Origin of the sequence: Kitasatospora sp. NPDC058184 (assembly GCF_042883725.1) — a bacterium.
Taxonomy (GTDB): domain Bacteria; phylum Actinomycetota; class Actinomycetes; order Streptomycetales; family Streptomycetaceae; genus Kitasatospora.
The window spans coordinates 108,188-124,622 of the sequence record NZ_JBHVVE010000018.1 but is presented as its reverse complement, the minus strand read 5'-3'; the positions used below and the strand labels follow the sequence as shown (position 1 = coordinate 124,622).

13 protein-coding genes and 1 pseudogene are annotated in these 16,435 nt (G+C 74.7%); 7 read left to right on the top strand and 7 right to left on the bottom strand.

The features are described 5' to 3' along the window. Window positions 1–66: 66 nt before the first annotated feature. The 4 genes from ACFVXH_RS29710 to ACFVXH_RS29695 all read right to left on the bottom strand — a co-directional run bounded on the left by ACFVXH_RS29710 (window position 67) and on the right by ACFVXH_RS29695 (window position 3,205). Window positions 67–462, bottom strand: a complete 396-nt coding sequence (locus ACFVXH_RS29710) for a roadblock/LC7 domain-containing protein (RefSeq protein ID WP_310593218.1) — start codon at window positions 460–462, stop codon at window positions 67–69. 82 nt (window positions 463–544) lie between these two features. Next, window positions 545–1,639 carry a hypothetical protein gene (locus ACFVXH_RS29705; protein ID WP_387828808.1) on the bottom strand — a complete coding sequence of 365 codons (1,095 nt, stop codon included), beginning with the start codon at window positions 1,637–1,639 and terminating at the stop codon, window positions 545–547. 4 nt (window positions 1,640–1,643) lie between these two features. After that, window positions 1,644–2,027, bottom strand: a complete 384-nt coding sequence (locus ACFVXH_RS29700) for a hypothetical protein (RefSeq protein ID WP_049652050.1) — start codon at window positions 2,025–2,027, stop codon at window positions 1,644–1,646. A 569-nt stretch (window positions 2,028–2,596) separates the two neighbouring features. Beyond that, on the bottom strand, window positions 2,597–3,205 hold the full coding sequence (locus tag ACFVXH_RS29695) for a TetR/AcrR family transcriptional regulator C-terminal domain-containing protein (RefSeq protein ID WP_387828806.1): 609 nt from the start codon (window positions 3,203–3,205) through the stop codon (window positions 2,597–2,599). 206 nt (window positions 3,206–3,411) lie between these two features. Between ACFVXH_RS29695 and ACFVXH_RS29690 the strand changes: the two genes are divergently transcribed. After that, window positions 3,412–5,055, top strand: coding sequence for an amidohydrolase (locus ACFVXH_RS29690; RefSeq protein WP_380781992.1), 1,644 nt, complete (start codon window positions 3,412–3,414; stop codon window positions 5,053–5,055). A 246-nt stretch (window positions 5,056–5,301) separates the two neighbouring features. Then, the gene (locus ACFVXH_RS29685) at window positions 5,302–6,825 is read left to right on the top strand and encodes an APC family permease (RefSeq protein WP_387828804.1); all 1,524 of its coding nucleotides are present in this window, start codon (window positions 5,302–5,304) and stop codon (window positions 6,823–6,825) included. Window positions 6,826–6,931: 106 nt separating this feature from the next. On the opposite strand, the gene ACFVXH_RS29680 is transcribed toward ACFVXH_RS29685, so the two are convergent. From ACFVXH_RS29680 to ACFVXH_RS29670, 3 genes are all read right to left on the bottom strand, one after another. Next, entirely contained in the window at window positions 6,932–7,939 is a 1,008-nt protein-coding gene (locus ACFVXH_RS29680; protein ID WP_387828848.1) for an MsnO8 family LLM class oxidoreductase, read from the bottom strand. Window positions 7,940–8,019: 80 nt separating this feature from the next. Continuing rightward, entirely contained in the window at window positions 8,020–8,652 is a 633-nt protein-coding gene (locus tag ACFVXH_RS29675; RefSeq protein WP_387828802.1) for a DUF2269 domain-containing protein, read from the bottom strand. A 204-nt stretch (window positions 8,653–8,856) separates the two neighbouring features. After that, window positions 8,857–10,047 (bottom strand): peptidoglycan-binding protein, encoded by a 1,191-nt coding sequence (locus tag ACFVXH_RS29670; protein ID WP_049652047.1) that lies wholly within the window; start codon window positions 10,045–10,047, stop codon window positions 8,857–8,859. Between the two features lie 358 nt (window positions 10,048–10,405). On the opposite strand from ACFVXH_RS29670, the gene ACFVXH_RS29665 reads away from it, so the two are divergent. The 5 genes and pseudogenes from ACFVXH_RS29665 to ACFVXH_RS29645 form a co-directional block, all read left to right on the top strand. After that, a complete protein-coding gene (locus ACFVXH_RS29665) occupies window positions 10,406–11,725 on the top strand; it encodes a DUF6271 family protein (RefSeq protein ID WP_074004514.1) in 1,320 nt (439 codons plus the stop codon). Further along, a complete protein-coding gene (locus ACFVXH_RS29660; RefSeq protein WP_049652045.1) occupies window positions 11,725–12,222 on the top strand; it encodes a GNAT family N-acetyltransferase in 498 nt (165 codons plus the stop codon). Before ACFVXH_RS29665 ends, ACFVXH_RS29660 begins: the two co-directional genes overlap by 1 nt. A 143-nt stretch (window positions 12,223–12,365) precedes the next feature. Continuing rightward, the gene (gene adhP / locus ACFVXH_RS29655; RefSeq protein ID WP_074004513.1) at window positions 12,366–13,379 is read left to right on the top strand and encodes an alcohol dehydrogenase AdhP; all 1,014 of its coding nucleotides are present in this window, start codon (window positions 12,366–12,368) and stop codon (window positions 13,377–13,379) included. A 172-nt stretch (window positions 13,380–13,551) separates the two neighbouring features. Continuing rightward, on the top strand, window positions 13,552–14,580 hold the full coding sequence (locus tag ACFVXH_RS29650) for a hypothetical protein (RefSeq protein WP_387828799.1): 1,029 nt from the start codon (window positions 13,552–13,554) through the stop codon (window positions 14,578–14,580). Window positions 14,581–14,823: 243 nt separating this feature from the next. Beyond that, window positions 14,824–16,431, top strand: a pseudogene (locus ACFVXH_RS29645) (AMP-binding protein); the annotation flags it as partial. Between the last annotated feature and the right edge of the window lie 4 nt (window positions 16,432–16,435).

The window sequence follows — 16,435 nt, the reverse complement described above, 5'->3', positions numbered from 1 at the left end:
TTCTTTGGTGGGTGGTTAGGTTTCGGGCGGTGCGGTTTCAGGCGGTGCGGTGGTCTGGTGGCGCGGTCAGCCCGCGTCGCGCGGATCCTTGGGCACGAGCGCGTCGTTGAGCAGCTCGGCGATGCGCTGCGCGCTGCGGCGGGCCTCCAGGTGCAGCCGGCCGACGTTGACGTCGGGGTGCGCCAGCAGCGTCAGCACGCAGCTGCCGCCGGCCGCGTAGGTGGCGACGTAGCCGTTCTCGCCGCGCACCAGCGACTCGCGGAACTCGCCCTGGCCGGTGGTGTCGGCGAGCCGCTGGGCCAGCGAGAGCGAGGCCGCCGTCATCGCGGCCAGACCCGAGGGCTCGGTGCCGTGGGTGTCGTGCGCGATCAACAGGCCGTCCACGCTGGCGACCAGACCACCCGCGAGGTGCGGGACGCGGTGTTTGACGGCGCGCAGTTCGGCGAGCAACTCGGTCTCCAAGGCGATCAGTTGTCTCCTTCCGACACGCTGCTTGAGTGCCCGCCTCATGGCCGGAATGACGGGGTCGCGGGCGGGGAATGGGTCAAAGTCGGGCCTCCAGAAGGTCTCGGACCCGGGTCAGCAGCGCGATGTCCGGGTCGGGGACGGTCAGCGGGTGGGCCGCTGCCGTGGTGGGCGGGCGTTCTGATCGCGTGGGGGCGTCGGTCCCGGCGTCGGTCCCGGTGTCGGTCCCGGCGGGGGTGCCGCCGGCGGGGGTGCCGGTACGGACTGCGGCGGGGTCGGCCGTGACCGGGGCTCCGGGGAGTCCGGCACCTCGGAGGCTGGCGCCGGGGACCCTGCGGTGCAGCCCTCCGGCCGGTCCACTCGTGACCGGTGGGGGAACTTCGGGTGCCGGTACGGCCGTTGGCGACACCTCGGGCACCTGGGCCACCGTCGGCACGTCGGGCGGGCGCGGTACGTCGGCTGGCAACGGCGCGTCCAGCAGCCCGGCGGCGGCGAGCCGTCGGACGTCGGCCGTCACGCCGAAACCGGAGCGGCCGAGCAGCCGGGCCAGGTCGGCCGGGGTCCTGCGGCCGTCGGCGTGGTCCAGCAGTTCGCGGCGCCGGCGACCGGACGGGCGGTGGGAGGCTCGGCGGACGTGCTCGACCGGGCGGACGGGCGCGGTGTCGAGCTGCCCCCACGGCCAGATCCCGTCGAGCAGCTGCCGACGGCGTGCGACCTCGCGACGGATCCGGGCCGGATCGACGTCCGCGACCGGTCCGAGCCAGTGCCGAGCCTCGGCCTCGAACCGCCAGACTCCGCCGCCCGGGTCGGCGAGGACGAAGAACGAGGCATCGAACAGCGTTCCCAGGTGGCCGAGTTCGAGCTCTCCCCGGGTGAGCAGCCGCCGTTCGACGAGCGCCTCGCCGACCCTCGACCGAGGTCCGTGGATCCGGAGCAGCTCCGCCCAGCCCTCGGGGGTGATCCGGCCGCAGCCGATGAGCAGGTCGGCCAGGCCGGGGGCCCGGGAGGACTGGGCGGCGGCCACCCGCCCGTCGACCAGGTGGAGGCTGCCGAGCGGTCCGTGCAGGGCGCCGGTGGCGCGACGGTCGGCGAGCAGGGCGAGCGCCTCGCCCGGGGTCCTCGGGGTGGCGGCCCCCGCCCAGGGCGGCGGCGCGGTGCCGGTCGCGGCGGTCACGCGCTCACCCCAGCACCAGTTCGTCGGTGAGCGCCTGGAGGCGGAAGCGGGCGGCGGCGAGGTTGCCCTCCGCGCGGTCCAGCCAGAGGTGCAGCACGAGCCTGTTGTCGAAGACGGTGTCGATGAAGCGGATCAGGTGGTAGCTGCGGCCGGCGGTGACGATGATGTCCTCCAGCGGGGCCCGCCGGTCCTCCGCCACGGTGAAGGTCTGACTCTCAACGGCCGCCCGCACCAGGTCGGTTGCCTCGGCGGCGGAGGTTTCGTGCTCTCCGGTCGGGCTGTCCCCGAGGCTGCCGAGGGCGAGCCCGCTGCTCCAGTCGACCAGGCTCGCGGCGCGGGCCCCGGGGATCGCCATCGCTCCGGAGAGGCATTCGTCGATACCGGGCACACCGGCTCCTTCGCGGGGTCTGGGCGGCCGGACGCAGCGCGGCGCCGACCGGTTCACCACCAGCAGTGGCTAGTTCGACACGGAAGGCTACTGCCGGATTCCATCGGACGAACATTCCGATGGCATATTCACACCGGCAACAGCCAGTTCCGGCCAAGAATTGACGATGCATCAGACCGGGAGGGGAGGTGACGCCACTGGTGGGCCAGGGCGGTTGGAGCGCCGTTCACCGGCCGCCTGGCACGGGACCTTGGCCGATACCGGGCCGTGCCGGAGGGTTTCGCCATCGAAAGTGCGATAAGAGGACGAGCCCATGGGGCGCGAACACGCCGAAGGGGCTCGTTCCGTTGGACGGAACGAGCCCCTTCGATGGGAGCGCCAGGCCCGGATCGCACGGACTCTCCCTACTGAAAGTAGGGCGTGCTCTGGTAGCACCGCTGACGCCTGTTCGAGATTCGTTTCCCGGAAGGTCACTTCCTCTCGACGGGAAGAACACTAGCAGGCCATCACGCCTGGTCAGAAATCGCGGCCGGGGAGCCGCCGGGCACTGCCGGGCCGGCCGGTGCCGGTCAGCCCAGCAGCGCCCGGTAGCCCCCGATCAGGGCGGTGAGCCCGAGCCCGAAGGCCCGGTCCGCGCGCTCGCGCCCGACGGGGACGGCGTCCAGGGCGTCGGCCAGCCGCGGGGTGGCGGCGCGGTCGACGGCGTCGACCATGACGTCCGGGGCGACCAGGTCCAGCGCCGAGCCCAGGATGAAGCTCTCCAGGGCGGTGATCAGGCCCATCACGTCCTGCGCGGCGAAGCCCGCGTCCTCCAGGGTGGCGACGGCCCGCTCGTACAGCTCGTGCATGAACGATTCGGCAAGCGGCGCGGTGGCGAGCAGCCGGACGATGCCGGGGTGTTCGGCGAAGGCGTCCCGGTAGGCGTGCGCCCAGGTGCGCAGCGCGACGTCCCAGGGCTGGTCCCACATCGACTGCTCGCCGATCGTGCGCACCAGCTCGGCGCGCATCAGGGCGACGATCTCGGCCCGGCCGGCCACGTGGTGGTAGAGCGCGGAGGGGCTGACCTTGAGCGCACCGGCCAGCGCGGGGATGGTGAGGTCCCCCGCCTCGTCGACCAGCCGGAGCGCGGTGTCCACGATGCGCTGCCGGTCCAGCAGGGGTGTGCGCGGCCTGGGCATGCCCGGTTCCTCACCTTCGGGGTCGCCGGGCGGCCCGTCGGCCCCCGACAGACCAAGATCGTCGTTATCCAAGCGTTATTGAACGGCTTTCAGTAAAACCCTTCCGCACCCGCCGGTGCCGCGCCTACGGTAACCGAACCCCATTCGGTTAGGCAGGCCGCGCACCCGTCGGCCCGCCCTGCCCCGGAGAGGACGCACACCCCCGTATGCGTGCCGAAACGATCTTCACCGGCGGCCGGATCCACACCGGAGACCCCGCCCTCCCCCGCACCCACGCCCTCGCCGTCAGCGCGGGGCGGATCGCCGCCCTCGGCGACGCCGCCCTCGCCCTGCGCGACGAAGGCACCGACACCGTCGACCTCGACGGCGGCGCCCTGCTGCCCTCCTTCGGCGACGGCCACGTCCACCCGCTGCTCGGCGCCATCGGCCTGCGCGGCGTGCCCGTCCGCGACTGCACCAGCGTGGAGCAGGTCGTGGCGGCCGTCCGCGACTGGGCGCGGCGCCACCCCGAGGCCGAGTGGATCACCGGCGACGCCGTGGATCCGTCACTGGCCGAGGGCGGGCTGTTCGACGCCCGGCTGCTCGACGCCGCCGTACCCGACCGGCCGGTACTGCTGCGCACCATGGACCACCACACCGGCTGGGCCAACAGCGAGGCGCTGCGCCGGGCCGGGTACGGGCCGGACACGCCCCAGCCGGTCGGCGGCGAGATCGTCCGACGGCCGGACGGCAGCCCGCTCGGCACCCTGCGCGAGTTCGGCGCGCTCAACCCCGTCCTCGCGCTCGTCCCGCCGCGGCCACTGGCCGAACAGGTCGCCGCGCTGCGGGAGACCACCGCCGCGCTCGCCGCCGCCGGACTCACCTGGCTCCAGGACGCCTGGGTCGAACCCGCGCAGGTGGACACCTGGCTGGCGGCCGTCGCCGAGGAGGACCTGCCGGTCCGGGCCGGACTCGCCCTGCTGCTCGAACCGGACGGCTGGCACGAGCGGCTCCCCCGCCTGGCCGCCGACCGCGACCGGGTCGAGGCCGCCGGGCGCGGGCGGCTCAGCGCGCGGGCGGTCAAGTTCTTCGCCGACGGCGTCATCGAGTCCGGGACGGCCGCGCTGCTGGAGCCGTACAGCGACTGCCCGCACTCCCACGGCGTCGCCAACTGGACCGGCGCCGAGCTGGCGGAGGCCGTCACCGCCGTGGACGCGCTGGGCTTCCAGCCGCACATCCACGCGATCGGCGACCACGGCGTACGGATCGCGCTGGACGCCGTCGAGGCCGCCGCCCGCCGCAACGGGCCGCGCGCCCGCCGGCCGGTGATCGCGCACGTCCAGCTGGTCCACCCGGACGACCTGCCGCGGTTCGCCGAACTCGGGGTGATCGCCAACTTCGAACCGCTGTGGGCGCAGACCGACCCGCTGATGACCGAGCTCACCCTGCCCCGGATCGGCCCGGACCGCGGCTCCCGGCAGTACCAGATCGCCGCCCTGCTGCGCGGCGGCGCCCGGGTCTCCTTCGGCAGCGACTGGCCGGTCACCCGCTACGAGCCGCTCGCCGGGCTGGCCACCGCCGTCACCCGGCAGACGCCGGACGGGCTGCCGGACGGCGGCTGGCTGCCCGAGGAGCGGATCGGGCTCACCGAGGCGCTGGCGGCGTACTCGGCGGGCGTGGCGCACCAGGCCTTCGAGGAGGCCGAGTGGGGCGTGCTGCGGCCGGGCCTGCGGGCCGACCTGGTGCACCTGGCCACCGATCCGTACGCGGTGCCGGCCGGTGAGCTGGCCTCGATCGAGGTGGCCGGCACCTGGCTCGGCGGACGGCGCACCCACGGTGGGCCGCCCGGCGGCGACCGCTCGACGCGCTGAGGCGCGCCCCGGCCGGACGGCTGTCCGGCTTGTCCCGCTGGTCCGGCTGCGGCTTGTCCGGCTTGTCCGGCTGCGGCTCGACGCGCTGAGACGTCCTGGCCGACCGGCCGCCCCGCCCGGACGGACTTCCCGACCGGTCCCGGCCGTCCCCCACGGCGTCCGTGTCTCGTTCCCCGGTCGGCGGCCGACGCGTCCGCGCCGCCGACCGCCCTACCCTCGTACCCACGACCCCAGGAGAGCTCCCCCATGACCCTGCCCTCCGACGCGGCCTCCGCCGCCGCACTCCGTCCCCCCGACCCCGGCGCCCCTTCCGCCCCCACCTCCGCCGCCTCCCCCGGCACCCCCGGCGGGCTGGAGCGCGGGGTGCTCGGCACCGGCGACATCGTCTTCTTCGTCGTGGCCGCCGCCGCGCCGCTGACCGTGATGGCCGGCGTGGCGCCGTTCGCCATCTCCTTCGGCGGCATCGGCGCGCCGGTCGCCTACCTGGCCACCGGCGTGGTGCTGGCGCTCTTCGCGGTCGGCTTCACCACCATGACCGCGCACATCCGCAACGCCGGCGCCTTCTACGCCTACGTCACCCGCGGCCTCGGCCGGGCGGCCGGGCTGGGCGCGGCACTGCTCGCGGTGCTCTCGTACAACGCGATCCAGATCGGCATGTTCGGCGCCTTCGGGTTCTTCGCCCACACCACGGCCGAGGACCTGCTCGGGCTGGACCTGCCCTGGCCGGTCTGGGCGCTGCTCGGGGTCGCGGTGGTCTGGTTCCTCGGCTTCCGCTCGATAGACCTCGGGGCCAAGGTGCTCGGGGCGCTGCTGATCGCCGAGACCGGCATCCTGCTGGTGCTCGCGGTGGCGGTGCTGGTCAAGGGCGGGGCGCACGGGCTGAGCCTGTCCTCGTTCGCCCCGGAGCACGTGTTCTCCGGCGGGATGGGCGGGGTGCTCGGCCTCTCCTTCGCCGCCTTCATCGGCTTCGAGGCGACCGCGATCTACCGTGAGGAGGCCCGGCAGCCGCAGCGGACCGTGCCGCGCGCGACCTACGCCGCGATCGTCTTCCTCGGCCTCTTCTACACCTTCGTCACCTGGATGATCGTGCAGGCCTTCGGCGACACCGGGGCCGTCGCGACCGCCACCGCCGACCCGGCCGGGATGTTCTTCACCGCGATGACCGACTACGTCGGCGGCTGGGCGACGGACGTGCAGCGGGTGCTGATCGTCACCAGCCTGCTCGCGGCGCTGCTCGCCTTCCACAACACCATCACCCGGTACGGCTACGCGCTGGCCACCGAGCAGGCAGCCCCGGCCGTGCTGGGCCGGGTCCACCCGCGGCACGGTTCGCCGTGGATCGGCGGCATCGTGCAGTCGGTGGTGGCGGCGGTGGCCGTCGGGGTGGCCGCGCTGATCGGGGCGGACCCGTACAACCAGTTCTTCCTCTGGGCGAACTCCCCCGGGGTGGTCGGGATCCTGGTGCTCCAGGCGCTGGCCGGTCTGGCCGTGTTCGCCTTCTTCCGCCGCAACCGGGCGGCCGCCGCGAGCGCCGGGGCGTTCCGTACGGTCGTGGCGCCGCTGGCCGCCACCGTGCTGCTGTGCGGGGCCACCGCGCTGGTGGTGTGGCGGCTCGACCTGTTCACCGGCGCCGGCCCGGAGGTCAACTGGCCGCTGGTCGCGATCGTGCCGGTGGTGTTCCTGACCGGCGTCGGGATCGCGCTGCGGCTGCGGGCCCGCCGGCCGGAGGTGTACGCGCGGCTCGGGACGACCGAGGTCGACGGGGGCTGAGCGGTAGCGCCGGGCAGCGGGAGGGGAGCGGCGAGCGCCGGGCGCCCGCCGCGGCCCGGCCCGGTGACGGCTCCGCCTCCTCCGGGCCCACTCGGGCCCGGCCCGCTCAGGCCCGGCCGACGGCCTCGGCGAGGAGCCGGTAGGAGTCCAGCAGCGCGGCGCGGTCGTAGGTACTGGTGGTGACCAGGAACTCGTCCGCCCCGCTGCGCTCCACCAGCGCCAGCAGCTCGGCGGCGGCCTGCTCCGGGGTGCCCGCGATGTGGCCCTTGAGCGACTGCTCGTACGCGGCCCGCTCCCGGACGGTCATCTCCCGGGCGAGGATCTCCGCCGCCGGGGCCAGGGGCGGGAACTCGCCGTGGGTACGGGAGTACGCGCCGGACCAGGCTTCCGGGACGAGCAGCTCGCGCGCCCGCTCGGCCGTCTCGGCGACCGCCACCGTGCCCGAGACCACCACGTACGGCTCGGCGGCGTGCGCCGAGGGGCGGAACCGGTCGCGGTAGCGGTCGATCGCCGCGAGCATCCGGTCCTCCCCGTGCGGGGCGGCGATCACCAGCGGCAGCCCGGCGTCGGCGGCCAGGTCGGCGCCCGCACCGGTGGCCAGGACGAAGGCCGGGACGTGCAGGCCCTCGGCCGGCCGGGCGTGGACCCCACGGTGCGCCTGCTGCGAGCCGTCGAAGTAGCCGAGCAGTTCGGCCAGCTGGGCACCGAACTCGTCCGCTGCGCCCTTCTCGCGCCCGAGCGCCCGCCGGACGCCGTCGGTGAAGCCCAACGAGCGCCCGAGCCCCATGTCGATCCGCCCCGGGAACAGCGCGGCCAGCACCCCGAACTGCTCGGCCACCACCAGCGGCTGATGGTTGGGCAGCATCACCCCGCCGGTGCCGACCCGGATCCGGGAAGTGGCCGCCGCCACCGCCGCGGCGAGCACGGTGGGCGCCGACCCGGCCACCCCCGGCACGCCGTGGTGCTCGGAGACCCAGAACCGGTGGTAGCCGAGCCGCTCCGCCTCGCGGGCGAAGGCCACCGTGTCCCGCAGTGCCCGGGCCGGCTCCTCACCCTGTCTGGTCCGGGAGCGGTCGAGCACGGAGATCCTGGTCGTGGGCGCGGCGCTGGTCACGTCGGTGCACAACGCCCTCCCTCCGCGCGGGCATTCCCCAGGCGGCCCGGTGCCGGGGCCGGAGGCCGACGGCCGGCCGGTCAGGCGCCCGCCCCGGGTATTCGGCCCCGGCGGGCGTCCGCCTCCGCGGCACCGGCCTTGGTCTTCCGGCGGCCCCAGGGCTTGTACACCGACAGGACCACGGTGAACAGGTAGAGCGACAGCGCCACCGCCGGGACGATCACCGTGTTGTACCGGACGAAGCCGAGGTCCGCCGCCGTGATCGGGCCGGTCGGGTGCGCGTCCACCACCCGCACCGCGTCGTGCAGCCGGTCACTGAGCGCGAAGACGGAGGCCGCCATCGCCCCCAGCGTCAGCCAGAACTTGGTACTCACCCAGTAGTACCGGAACAGCCCCCAGGAGGTGCCGAGCCCGAGCGCCACCCCGCTCAGGAAGGTCAGCAGGCTCAGCGGCAGGATCAGCACGTCGCCGAGCAGGCCCATCGCCCGGTAGGCGGTGCGCAGCCGGTCGGCGTCGCCGGCGCCCACGGCCGTCAGCGCCGTCACCGCCAGGGTGAGCAGGCAGAGCATCAGCGCCAGCCAGCTCACCGAGGCGGTGATGTGCAGGACGACCAGGCGTTTGCGCGCCGCCGGTGTCAGGCGGCGGCCCGCGGACCGCCGCCTGACACCGGACGCCGGTTCGGACGCCGTGACGGCGCCGGTGGGCGAGCGCACGGGGTACCTCCTTCGAGTCGGGGCCACGAGGACGGCCCCAGGCTCTCCCGTCCGATCCTCATCGGGCATCTGACGGTGGAAGTAACCTCGCCTACTCCCCGGCGAGTACACGCACCGGGCGACAGCCGGAGCGCTCCTCCCCGAGGAGCAGCACGGAACAGCGGGGAACAGCCCCGGCCGAGTCCCTCTCCCCCGGAGCCGGCCTCAGTCGGTCACCGCGAACCCCTGCGCCGCGCCCAGCTGCTGCAGCGAGGCCTGGCCGGGGATCCCGTCCGCCGCCCCCGCCTGGTACCCGCAGCGCCGCTGCCAGGCCGCGTACGCGGAGACCGTCCGGGTGCCGAACGAGCCGTCCACCCACCGCTGGTCGAGCAGCCCCTCGTCCGCGAGCGCCTGCTCCACGATGGCCACCTCGGACCCGTACGTCAGGTGCCCCTGGGCTGCCCCCGGGTCGGTCCCGGCGGCCGCGACCACGTGGGACACCGAGACCGTCCGCTGCCCGGGCAGGTAGCCGAGCAGCCGGCGCAGCGAGCTCTCCCCCGGGACGCCGTCCGCCGCCTGCCCGGCGTAGCCCAGACTCCCCTGGTAGTCCGCGTAGTTCTCGGTGTCCGCGTCCGTCCAGTTCGGGCCGGGGCCGGAGCGGTAGTGGTCGCCGAAGCCGTGCGCGACCAGCGCCCGCCCGACCACCGTCACCTGGTAGCCCTGGGCGCCGTAGCCGTACGGCAGGCCGTTGATGCTGACCTGGTAGCGGGCGGTCGTGACCGGGGGCACCGGCTGCTGCTGGGGCGGGATGCCCGGGGAGCCGGGCCCGGCCGTGAGGTCGGGCCAGGAGCCGGGGTCGGTGTGGTCGTTGTACGGCACGTGGGCGTGCGCGTACCAGCCGCCGAGGGCCTCCCAGGTCCGCTCGTCGCGGTGGCCGGAGAAGTCGGTCGGCCGGCCCATCGGCCAGATGTCCGGCACGCCCCAGGAGGAGATCCAGGCGTGGATCCGGTCCCAGCCCGCGCACGGGGTGTCGACCAGGCGCGGGTAGACGGCGCCCTGGTAGCGGCAGTAGGGGAAGAACACCGCCTCGATCTGGATCACCACCCGCCCGGCCCGGTTGGTGCGGGTGGGGCTCTGGCTGGGGCTGAGCAGGCTCTTCGAGCGGGAGTCGGCCGGGAACAGCTGCGCCGTGCGGCCGCTGAACGGGTCCCAGACCAGGTGCGGCGCGTCGCCGGCGCCGCTGCCGGTGAAGTAGCCGACCAGGTCCTCGTAGGAGCACCAGTCCTGCGGCGCGGCGGCGGTCGCGTTGCGGTCCCAGGTGATGTGGGCGATGGCCTTCGGCGGGTACTGCTGATCGGTCGGCGCGTGGTCGCCGAGGTCGTGGATCTCGGCACCGGGCAGCCACAGTTCGGGCATCGTGGGCTCCTCCGAACGGCGTGAGGGCATCACCTCCGGTATCGGCAGGCAGGGCTCACGGATTGACCCCGACGGCGCAAAACCCCGGCAATGAACCCCCCGTACCCGTCCGGCCGTTCGACTCAGCGAGGGCTCTTCGTCCTCGCGTGCGATTCGGGCGCCCGTGCGGGGACGGCCGGTCGCACGGAAGGGGGCGCATTCCACCCCGCCGGGGCGCCGCTGTCAATCGTTGACTTCACAAGTGGTCTAGTCCACGGTGGTCCGGCAGACCGGCCCGAGCCGCCGTCCGGGGTCCCCCTGTGCGCTCAACTGGCAATCACTGCACCGAATCTGACGATCCGATGGAGAAACCCGCACCATGCAAAGAGTCTGCCTCGCCCTGCCCACCATGCGGTCCTGCCCCGACACCATCGCGGAACTCGCCGAGGAGGCGGCCTACGCCGTCGCGACCTTCGGGGTCGAGGTGCACCTGCTCGTCCTCGACACCACCGACGCCGTCGCCTTCGCGGAGAACGCGGGCGCCGTGGCCGCGCTGGAGCCCACCCCCGGCGTGGTCGTCCACCACCTCGGCGAGGCGCGGCAGCGGGAGTTCCTGCGCCGGGTGGCCGAGCGCTCCGGCGCCGCCGACCCCGAACTGCTGCTCGACATGATGCTGCCGCCGGCCGTCGCGTACGGCTCCTGCGTCAACCGGCTCTTCCTCGGCGCGGCCGCCCTGGGCTGCACCTCGGCGCACCTGCGCAACGACGACGCCGACTTCCAGGTCGTCGACGGCCGGAAGGTCTTCCCGATCCACCACGAGCTGCTCTCGATCGGCCGGCCGGCCGGCGAGGCGGCGGCCGTCGTGTCCCGCTCCGAGCTCGACCCGGCCGACGCGGACAAGCCTGTGATGCTGGTCAGCGGCTCCTTCATCGGCGAACTCAACGTGGACATCAGCGAGATCCACGAGCTGGACCCGGCCGTCTACCGCGAGGTGGTGCGCCTGTGGACCCCGCCGGTGTGGTCGGAGGAGGAGCAGGACGCGATGGTGGACGTCTCCTTCAAGGGCGCCGGCTCCGAGCCGTTCACCACCGACGAGTCCGTCCTCGGCGTGCCCGACATCTGGGACGTCTACATGTGCAACATCGCCCTGGACCACCGGGCCTACGAGGTGCTGCCGCTGCTGCCCTCGATCGAGACGATCGGCAGCGACTACGCCCTGCTGCACGCCATGGTCCACTCCCGGCTGCCCGGCGTCGTCCACAACCGCCACATCGTCAACTACTACACGCCCGAGCGCCGCACCGGCTCCGGCTTCGTCAACTACCAGCTGCGGTTCGTCAAGTTCCTGCTCTCGATGCTGTACCTGTACCCGGTCTACGGCGGCATGATCGACCTCGGCCGCGGGCTGCTGGACGAGCGGCACGGGCTGAAGGTCGAGCCGCTCCTCGACCTGGTGCGCGGCAGCGTCGACTGGGACCGGGCCGGGAACGAGCACTGCCTGGACGTCCTGGACCGCTCCTACCGCAAGCTGGGCGGCAAGTACGCCGAGCTCGCGGACGTGGTGGCCGAGCGGCGGCAGCAGCTGCTGGACGAGGCGCGGGCGGACGCCGAGCGCTGGGCGGTGCTGGTGGAGGCCTGGGCGGCACTGGTGGCCGCCTCCCGCGCCGAGGGGCTCGGCGCCTCGGAGGTTCCGGCCTAGTGGGCGAGGACCTCCGGATCCGGCTCCTGGCCGACGGCGACTGGGACGCCGTGGTCGCGCTGGAGTACGACGCCTACGCGGCCGACGGCCTGTCGGAGGGCCGGGAGGCGCTGCAGTCCCGCGCCCTCGGCTCGCCGGAGACCTGCTTCGTGCTGGAGCAGGGCGGCACGGTCCGCGGCTACCTGCTGAGCCTGCCGTACCCGCCGCTGCGCTGCCCGGACCTCGCCCGGGCGGAGGACGCGGTGCACGAGTCGGGCAACCTGCACGTGCACGACCTGGTGATCGCCGAGGACCTGCGCGGCCGGGAGGTCGCGCTGGGGTTCATCCGGCACTTCCGGGAGCGGGCGGAGGAGCTGGGCTTCGAGCGGATCTCGATGGTCGCGGTGCGCGGGGCGGACATCCTGCTGCGGCTGCTCGGCTACCGCGCGCACCGGGAGGTGGCGGTCCCCGCGTCCTACGGACGACGCGCCGTCTACATGTCGATGCCGGTGCGCTGACCTGCGGGGATACCTGGCCCCATGCCCACTCTTTTGGCCTAGTCCGGACGGCGAAGATCACCCCATCGGGTGAAGCTGGTGGCGGCTGCGCCCGCGCGCGCGGCCGCCGGCAGCACCCGTCCGTACGCCCGAGGGAGAAGCGCATGAAGGCCGCCGTCGTCCACGACTTCACCGCACCGCTGGCCGTCGAGGACCGCCCCCTACCGAAGCCCGCCGCGCACCAGGTCCGGGTCCGGATCGAGGCCTCCGGCCTCTGCCACACCGACATCCACGCCGCCCACGGCGACTGGCCGGTCAAGCCCAGCCCGCCGTTCGTCCCCGGGCACGAGGGCGTCGGCATCGTCGAGGCGGCCGGCGACCAGGTCCGGCACGTCCGGGTGGGCGAACGGGTCGCCATCCCCTGGCTCGCGGACGCCTGCGGGCGCTGCGACCACTGCGTCTCCGGCTGGGAGACGCTCTGCCTCCAGCAGCACAACAGCGGCTACTCGGTGGACGGCGCCTACGCCGAGTACGCGCTCGCGCACGGCGACTACGTCGTCCCCGTCCCGGACGGCATCGACCCGCTGGACGCCGCCCCGCTGTCCTGCGCGGGTGTCACCACCTACAAGGCGCTCAAGGTCTCGGACGCCCGGCCCGGCACCCGGGTGCTGGTCTCCGGCATCGGCGGGCTCGGCCACCTGGCCCTCCAGTACGCCCGGATCTTCGGCGCCGAGACCATCGCCGTCGACGTCACCGACGACAAGCTCGCCCTCGCCCGCGAGCTCGGCGCCGACCACGTCCTGGACGCCCGCACCCAGGACGTCGCGGCCGAGGTCCAGGCCCTGGGCGGCGCCCACGCCTCGATCGCCCTCGCCGTCAGCAACGCCTCCTTCCAGGCGGCCTACGGCGCCCTGCGCCGCGGCGGCACCCTCGTCCTGGTCGCCCTCCCGGCCGAGGGCAGGCTCGAACTCCCGGTCTTCGAGACGGTGCTGAACGGCACCAAGGTGATCGGCTCGATCGTCGGCACCCGCGAGGACCTCGCCGAGGTCTTCCGCCTGCACGCCCTCGGCCGCACCCGGGTGATCCGCGAGACCCGCCGGCTGGAGGACGTGAACGCCTGCTTCGACGAGGTCCTGAGCGGCAAGGTCTCCGCCCGCCTGGTCTTCGACCTGCGCTGACACCCCCGCCCACGGCGCGGGTCGGCCGCCGGGCCGCGCCCGGCTACGTCCGGATCGCGTCTCAGTCGCGTCTCCGTTCGGTTCGGCATGGGTACGAACCGGGCCCCGGTCCGGGATCGTGGGGGCAACCACTCGTGCGGCAAGGGGAGTTGCCATGGGGGACGGCCGGGGCTTGGCACCGGATGCGGTGGCGGCGCTGCTGGGCGACGGGCCGCACCGGGCGGTGGCGGAGGTCGTCCGGGCGCGGTTGCGGACGGTGCCGGAGGGGGCCCGGGCGCTGACGGCGGCGGAGGCGAGCCCGGGGGACGCGCGGGCACGGGCGCTGCTGACCGCCGCCGTCGACCACCTGCTGGCCGCGGACCCGGCGTTCGCGCGGTACCTCGCCACCACCGGGCTCGGGAAACCGGCCGACCCGCCGACCGTCCAGCTGCGGAGCGAGCCCGGCACCGTACAACTGCGGGTCGGACCACCGTCCACGCCGCCGCCGGCGAACCCGGCCACCGTCCAGTTGCGGCTCGACCCGGGGGCCGCCCGCGCCCGGACGCTCGCCGCCCGGCGGAGCGGCACCGGCATCGTGGTGGCGCTCGCCCTGGTGCTGATCGCCGCGCTGGTCGCGATCGGCATCCACCTGGGCTCGCGTCCGCTGCTGAAGCCGGGCGGGCCCGGCCTGGCGCACGCCGCACCGCCGCTGAACGACCCGGCGCTGGTCCGGGCGGTGCTGCCCGACGCGCGGGCGCTGCCGGGCGGCTGGCAGGTGCGGCGGGAGCCGACGGCGGGGACCGCCCGGGGCGGCGGGCTGCCGTGCCTGCTCCCGGACTCCTGCGACCTTCAACTCGCCTCCGCCACCGTGACCTTCGGTTCGGCCTCGGCGCAGACCGTGGAGTTCGGCGTGGCCTCCTTCGCCTCCCCCGAGGCCGCCGCCCGCGCCTTCGACCACACGCTCGACCGGACCGCCGGCACCGAACCGGCGGCGGCCGTCCCGCGGATCGGCGACCAGAGCGCCGTCCGCGTCCAGGGCTCCTCGTCGGCGGTGGCACTGGCCAGGGTCGGCAGCGTGCTGCTCGTCGTGCGCGAGGAGGGGTCGGGCGACCAGCTCACCGGGCCCGCGTTCACCGGCCTCGCCGAGCTGGTCGCCGAGCGTGCCCGGCAGGCGCAGGAGGGCCGCACGCCCGATGCCGCCGCGGACGGCGCGAGCAGCTGACGGTCCGGTCCCGTCGAGGCGCTCCGGGACCGCCGGCTGCCGGCCGTCCCGGACCGCGGACCCGAGCGGGGAGCCCGGCGGGGAGCCGGGCGACAACGGGGACCAGGAGCCAGGGAGCACCGTAGGCGCCGGGGGGAGCGCCACCAGGGCCGTCCCCCGAATGCGTGTATCGCTCTCTTGACTGGCGTCACCGAAGCGCCATACTGGGCCTCACTCCCCGCTCGCACAACGAGGTGCCCGCCCATGGAGCTCTCACCCTCGGCGCACGTGGACACGTTCTGTCGAGACCACCTCCCGCCCTTCGAGCAGTGGCCAGAACTCCTCTTCGAACTCCCGGAGTTGGCCTACCCCGACCGCCTGAACTGCGCCGCCGCCCTACTCGACGACACCATCGAACGCCTCGGCCCGGACCGCCGCTGCCTGCTCACCCCCACCGGGAGCTGGACCTACGGCGAACTGCGCGGCCACGCAGACCGGATCGCCCGCCTGCTGACCGAGGACCTCGGCCTCGTCCCCGGCAACCGGGTCCTGCTGCGCGGCCCCAACACCCCCTGGCTGGCCGCCTGTTGGCTCGGCGTCCTGAAGGCCGGCGGGGTGGCCGTCACCACCATGCCGCTGCTGCGCGCCGCCGAGCTGACCGAGCTCACCGGCATCGCCCGGCCCTCCCTCGCCCTGTGCGACCACCGCTTCCTCGACGAGCTGGACCGGGCCCGGACCCCCGGGCTGCGGGTTCTCCCCTACGGCGGCCCCGGCCCCGAGGACCTCACCGCCCGCTGCGCCGCCAAGCCCGCCGGCTTCCCCGCCGTCCCGACCGCCGCCGACGACGTCGCGCTGATCGCCTTCACCTCCGGCACCACCGGCCGCCCCAAGGCCACCCTGCACTTCCACCGCGACGTGCTCGCCATCGCCGACACCTTCTCCCGCCACCTGCTCCGCCCCACCCCCGAGGACCTCTTCACCGGCACCCCGCCGCTCGGCTTCACCTTCGGCCTCGGCGGCCTGCTGGTCTTCCCGCTGCGGGCGGGCGCCGCCGGCCTGCTGCTGGAGCAGGCCACCCCCGAGCAGCTCGCCGAACAGGTCCGCCGGCACCGGGTGAGCGTGCTGTTCACCGCGCCGACCGCCTACCGGGCGATCCTGGCCGCCGGGCTGGCCGACCGGCTGGCCGGGGTGCGGCACTGCGTCTCGGCGGGCGAGCCGCTGCCCGCCGCCGTCTGGCAGGCCTTCCACACGGCCACCGGACAGCGGCTGATCGACGGCATCGGCGCCACCGAGCTGCTGCACGTGTTCGTCTCGGCCGCCGGCCGGGACATCCGCCCCGGCTCCACCGGCCGGCCCGTCCCCGGCTTCCGGGCCGCGGTCCTGGACGGGCAGGGCCGCCCGGTGCCGGACGGCGAGCCCGGGATGCTCGCCGTCAAGGGCCCGACCGGCTGCCGCTACCTGGACGACGAGCGCCAGCTGGACTACGTCCGCGGCGGCTGGAACCTCACCGGCGACACCTACGTCCGGGACCGCGACGGCTACTTCTGGTTCCGGGCCCGCAACGACGACATGATCGTCTCCTCCGGCTACAACATCGCCGGGCCCGAGGTGGAACAGGCGCTCGCCGCCCACCCCGACGTGGCCGACTGCGCGGTGGTCGGCGCGCCGGACGAGCGGCGCGGCGCGGTGGTCAAGGCGTACGTGGTGCTGCGCGCGGGCGTACCGGCCGGGCCGGAGACGGCCCGCGCGCTCCAGGAGCACGTCAAGCGCGCCATCGCGCCCTACAAGTACCCGCGGGCGGTCGAGTTCGTGCCCGAGCTGCCGCGCACCGCGACCGGCAAGCTGCACCGCGCCGAGCTGCGCCGACGGGCCGCAC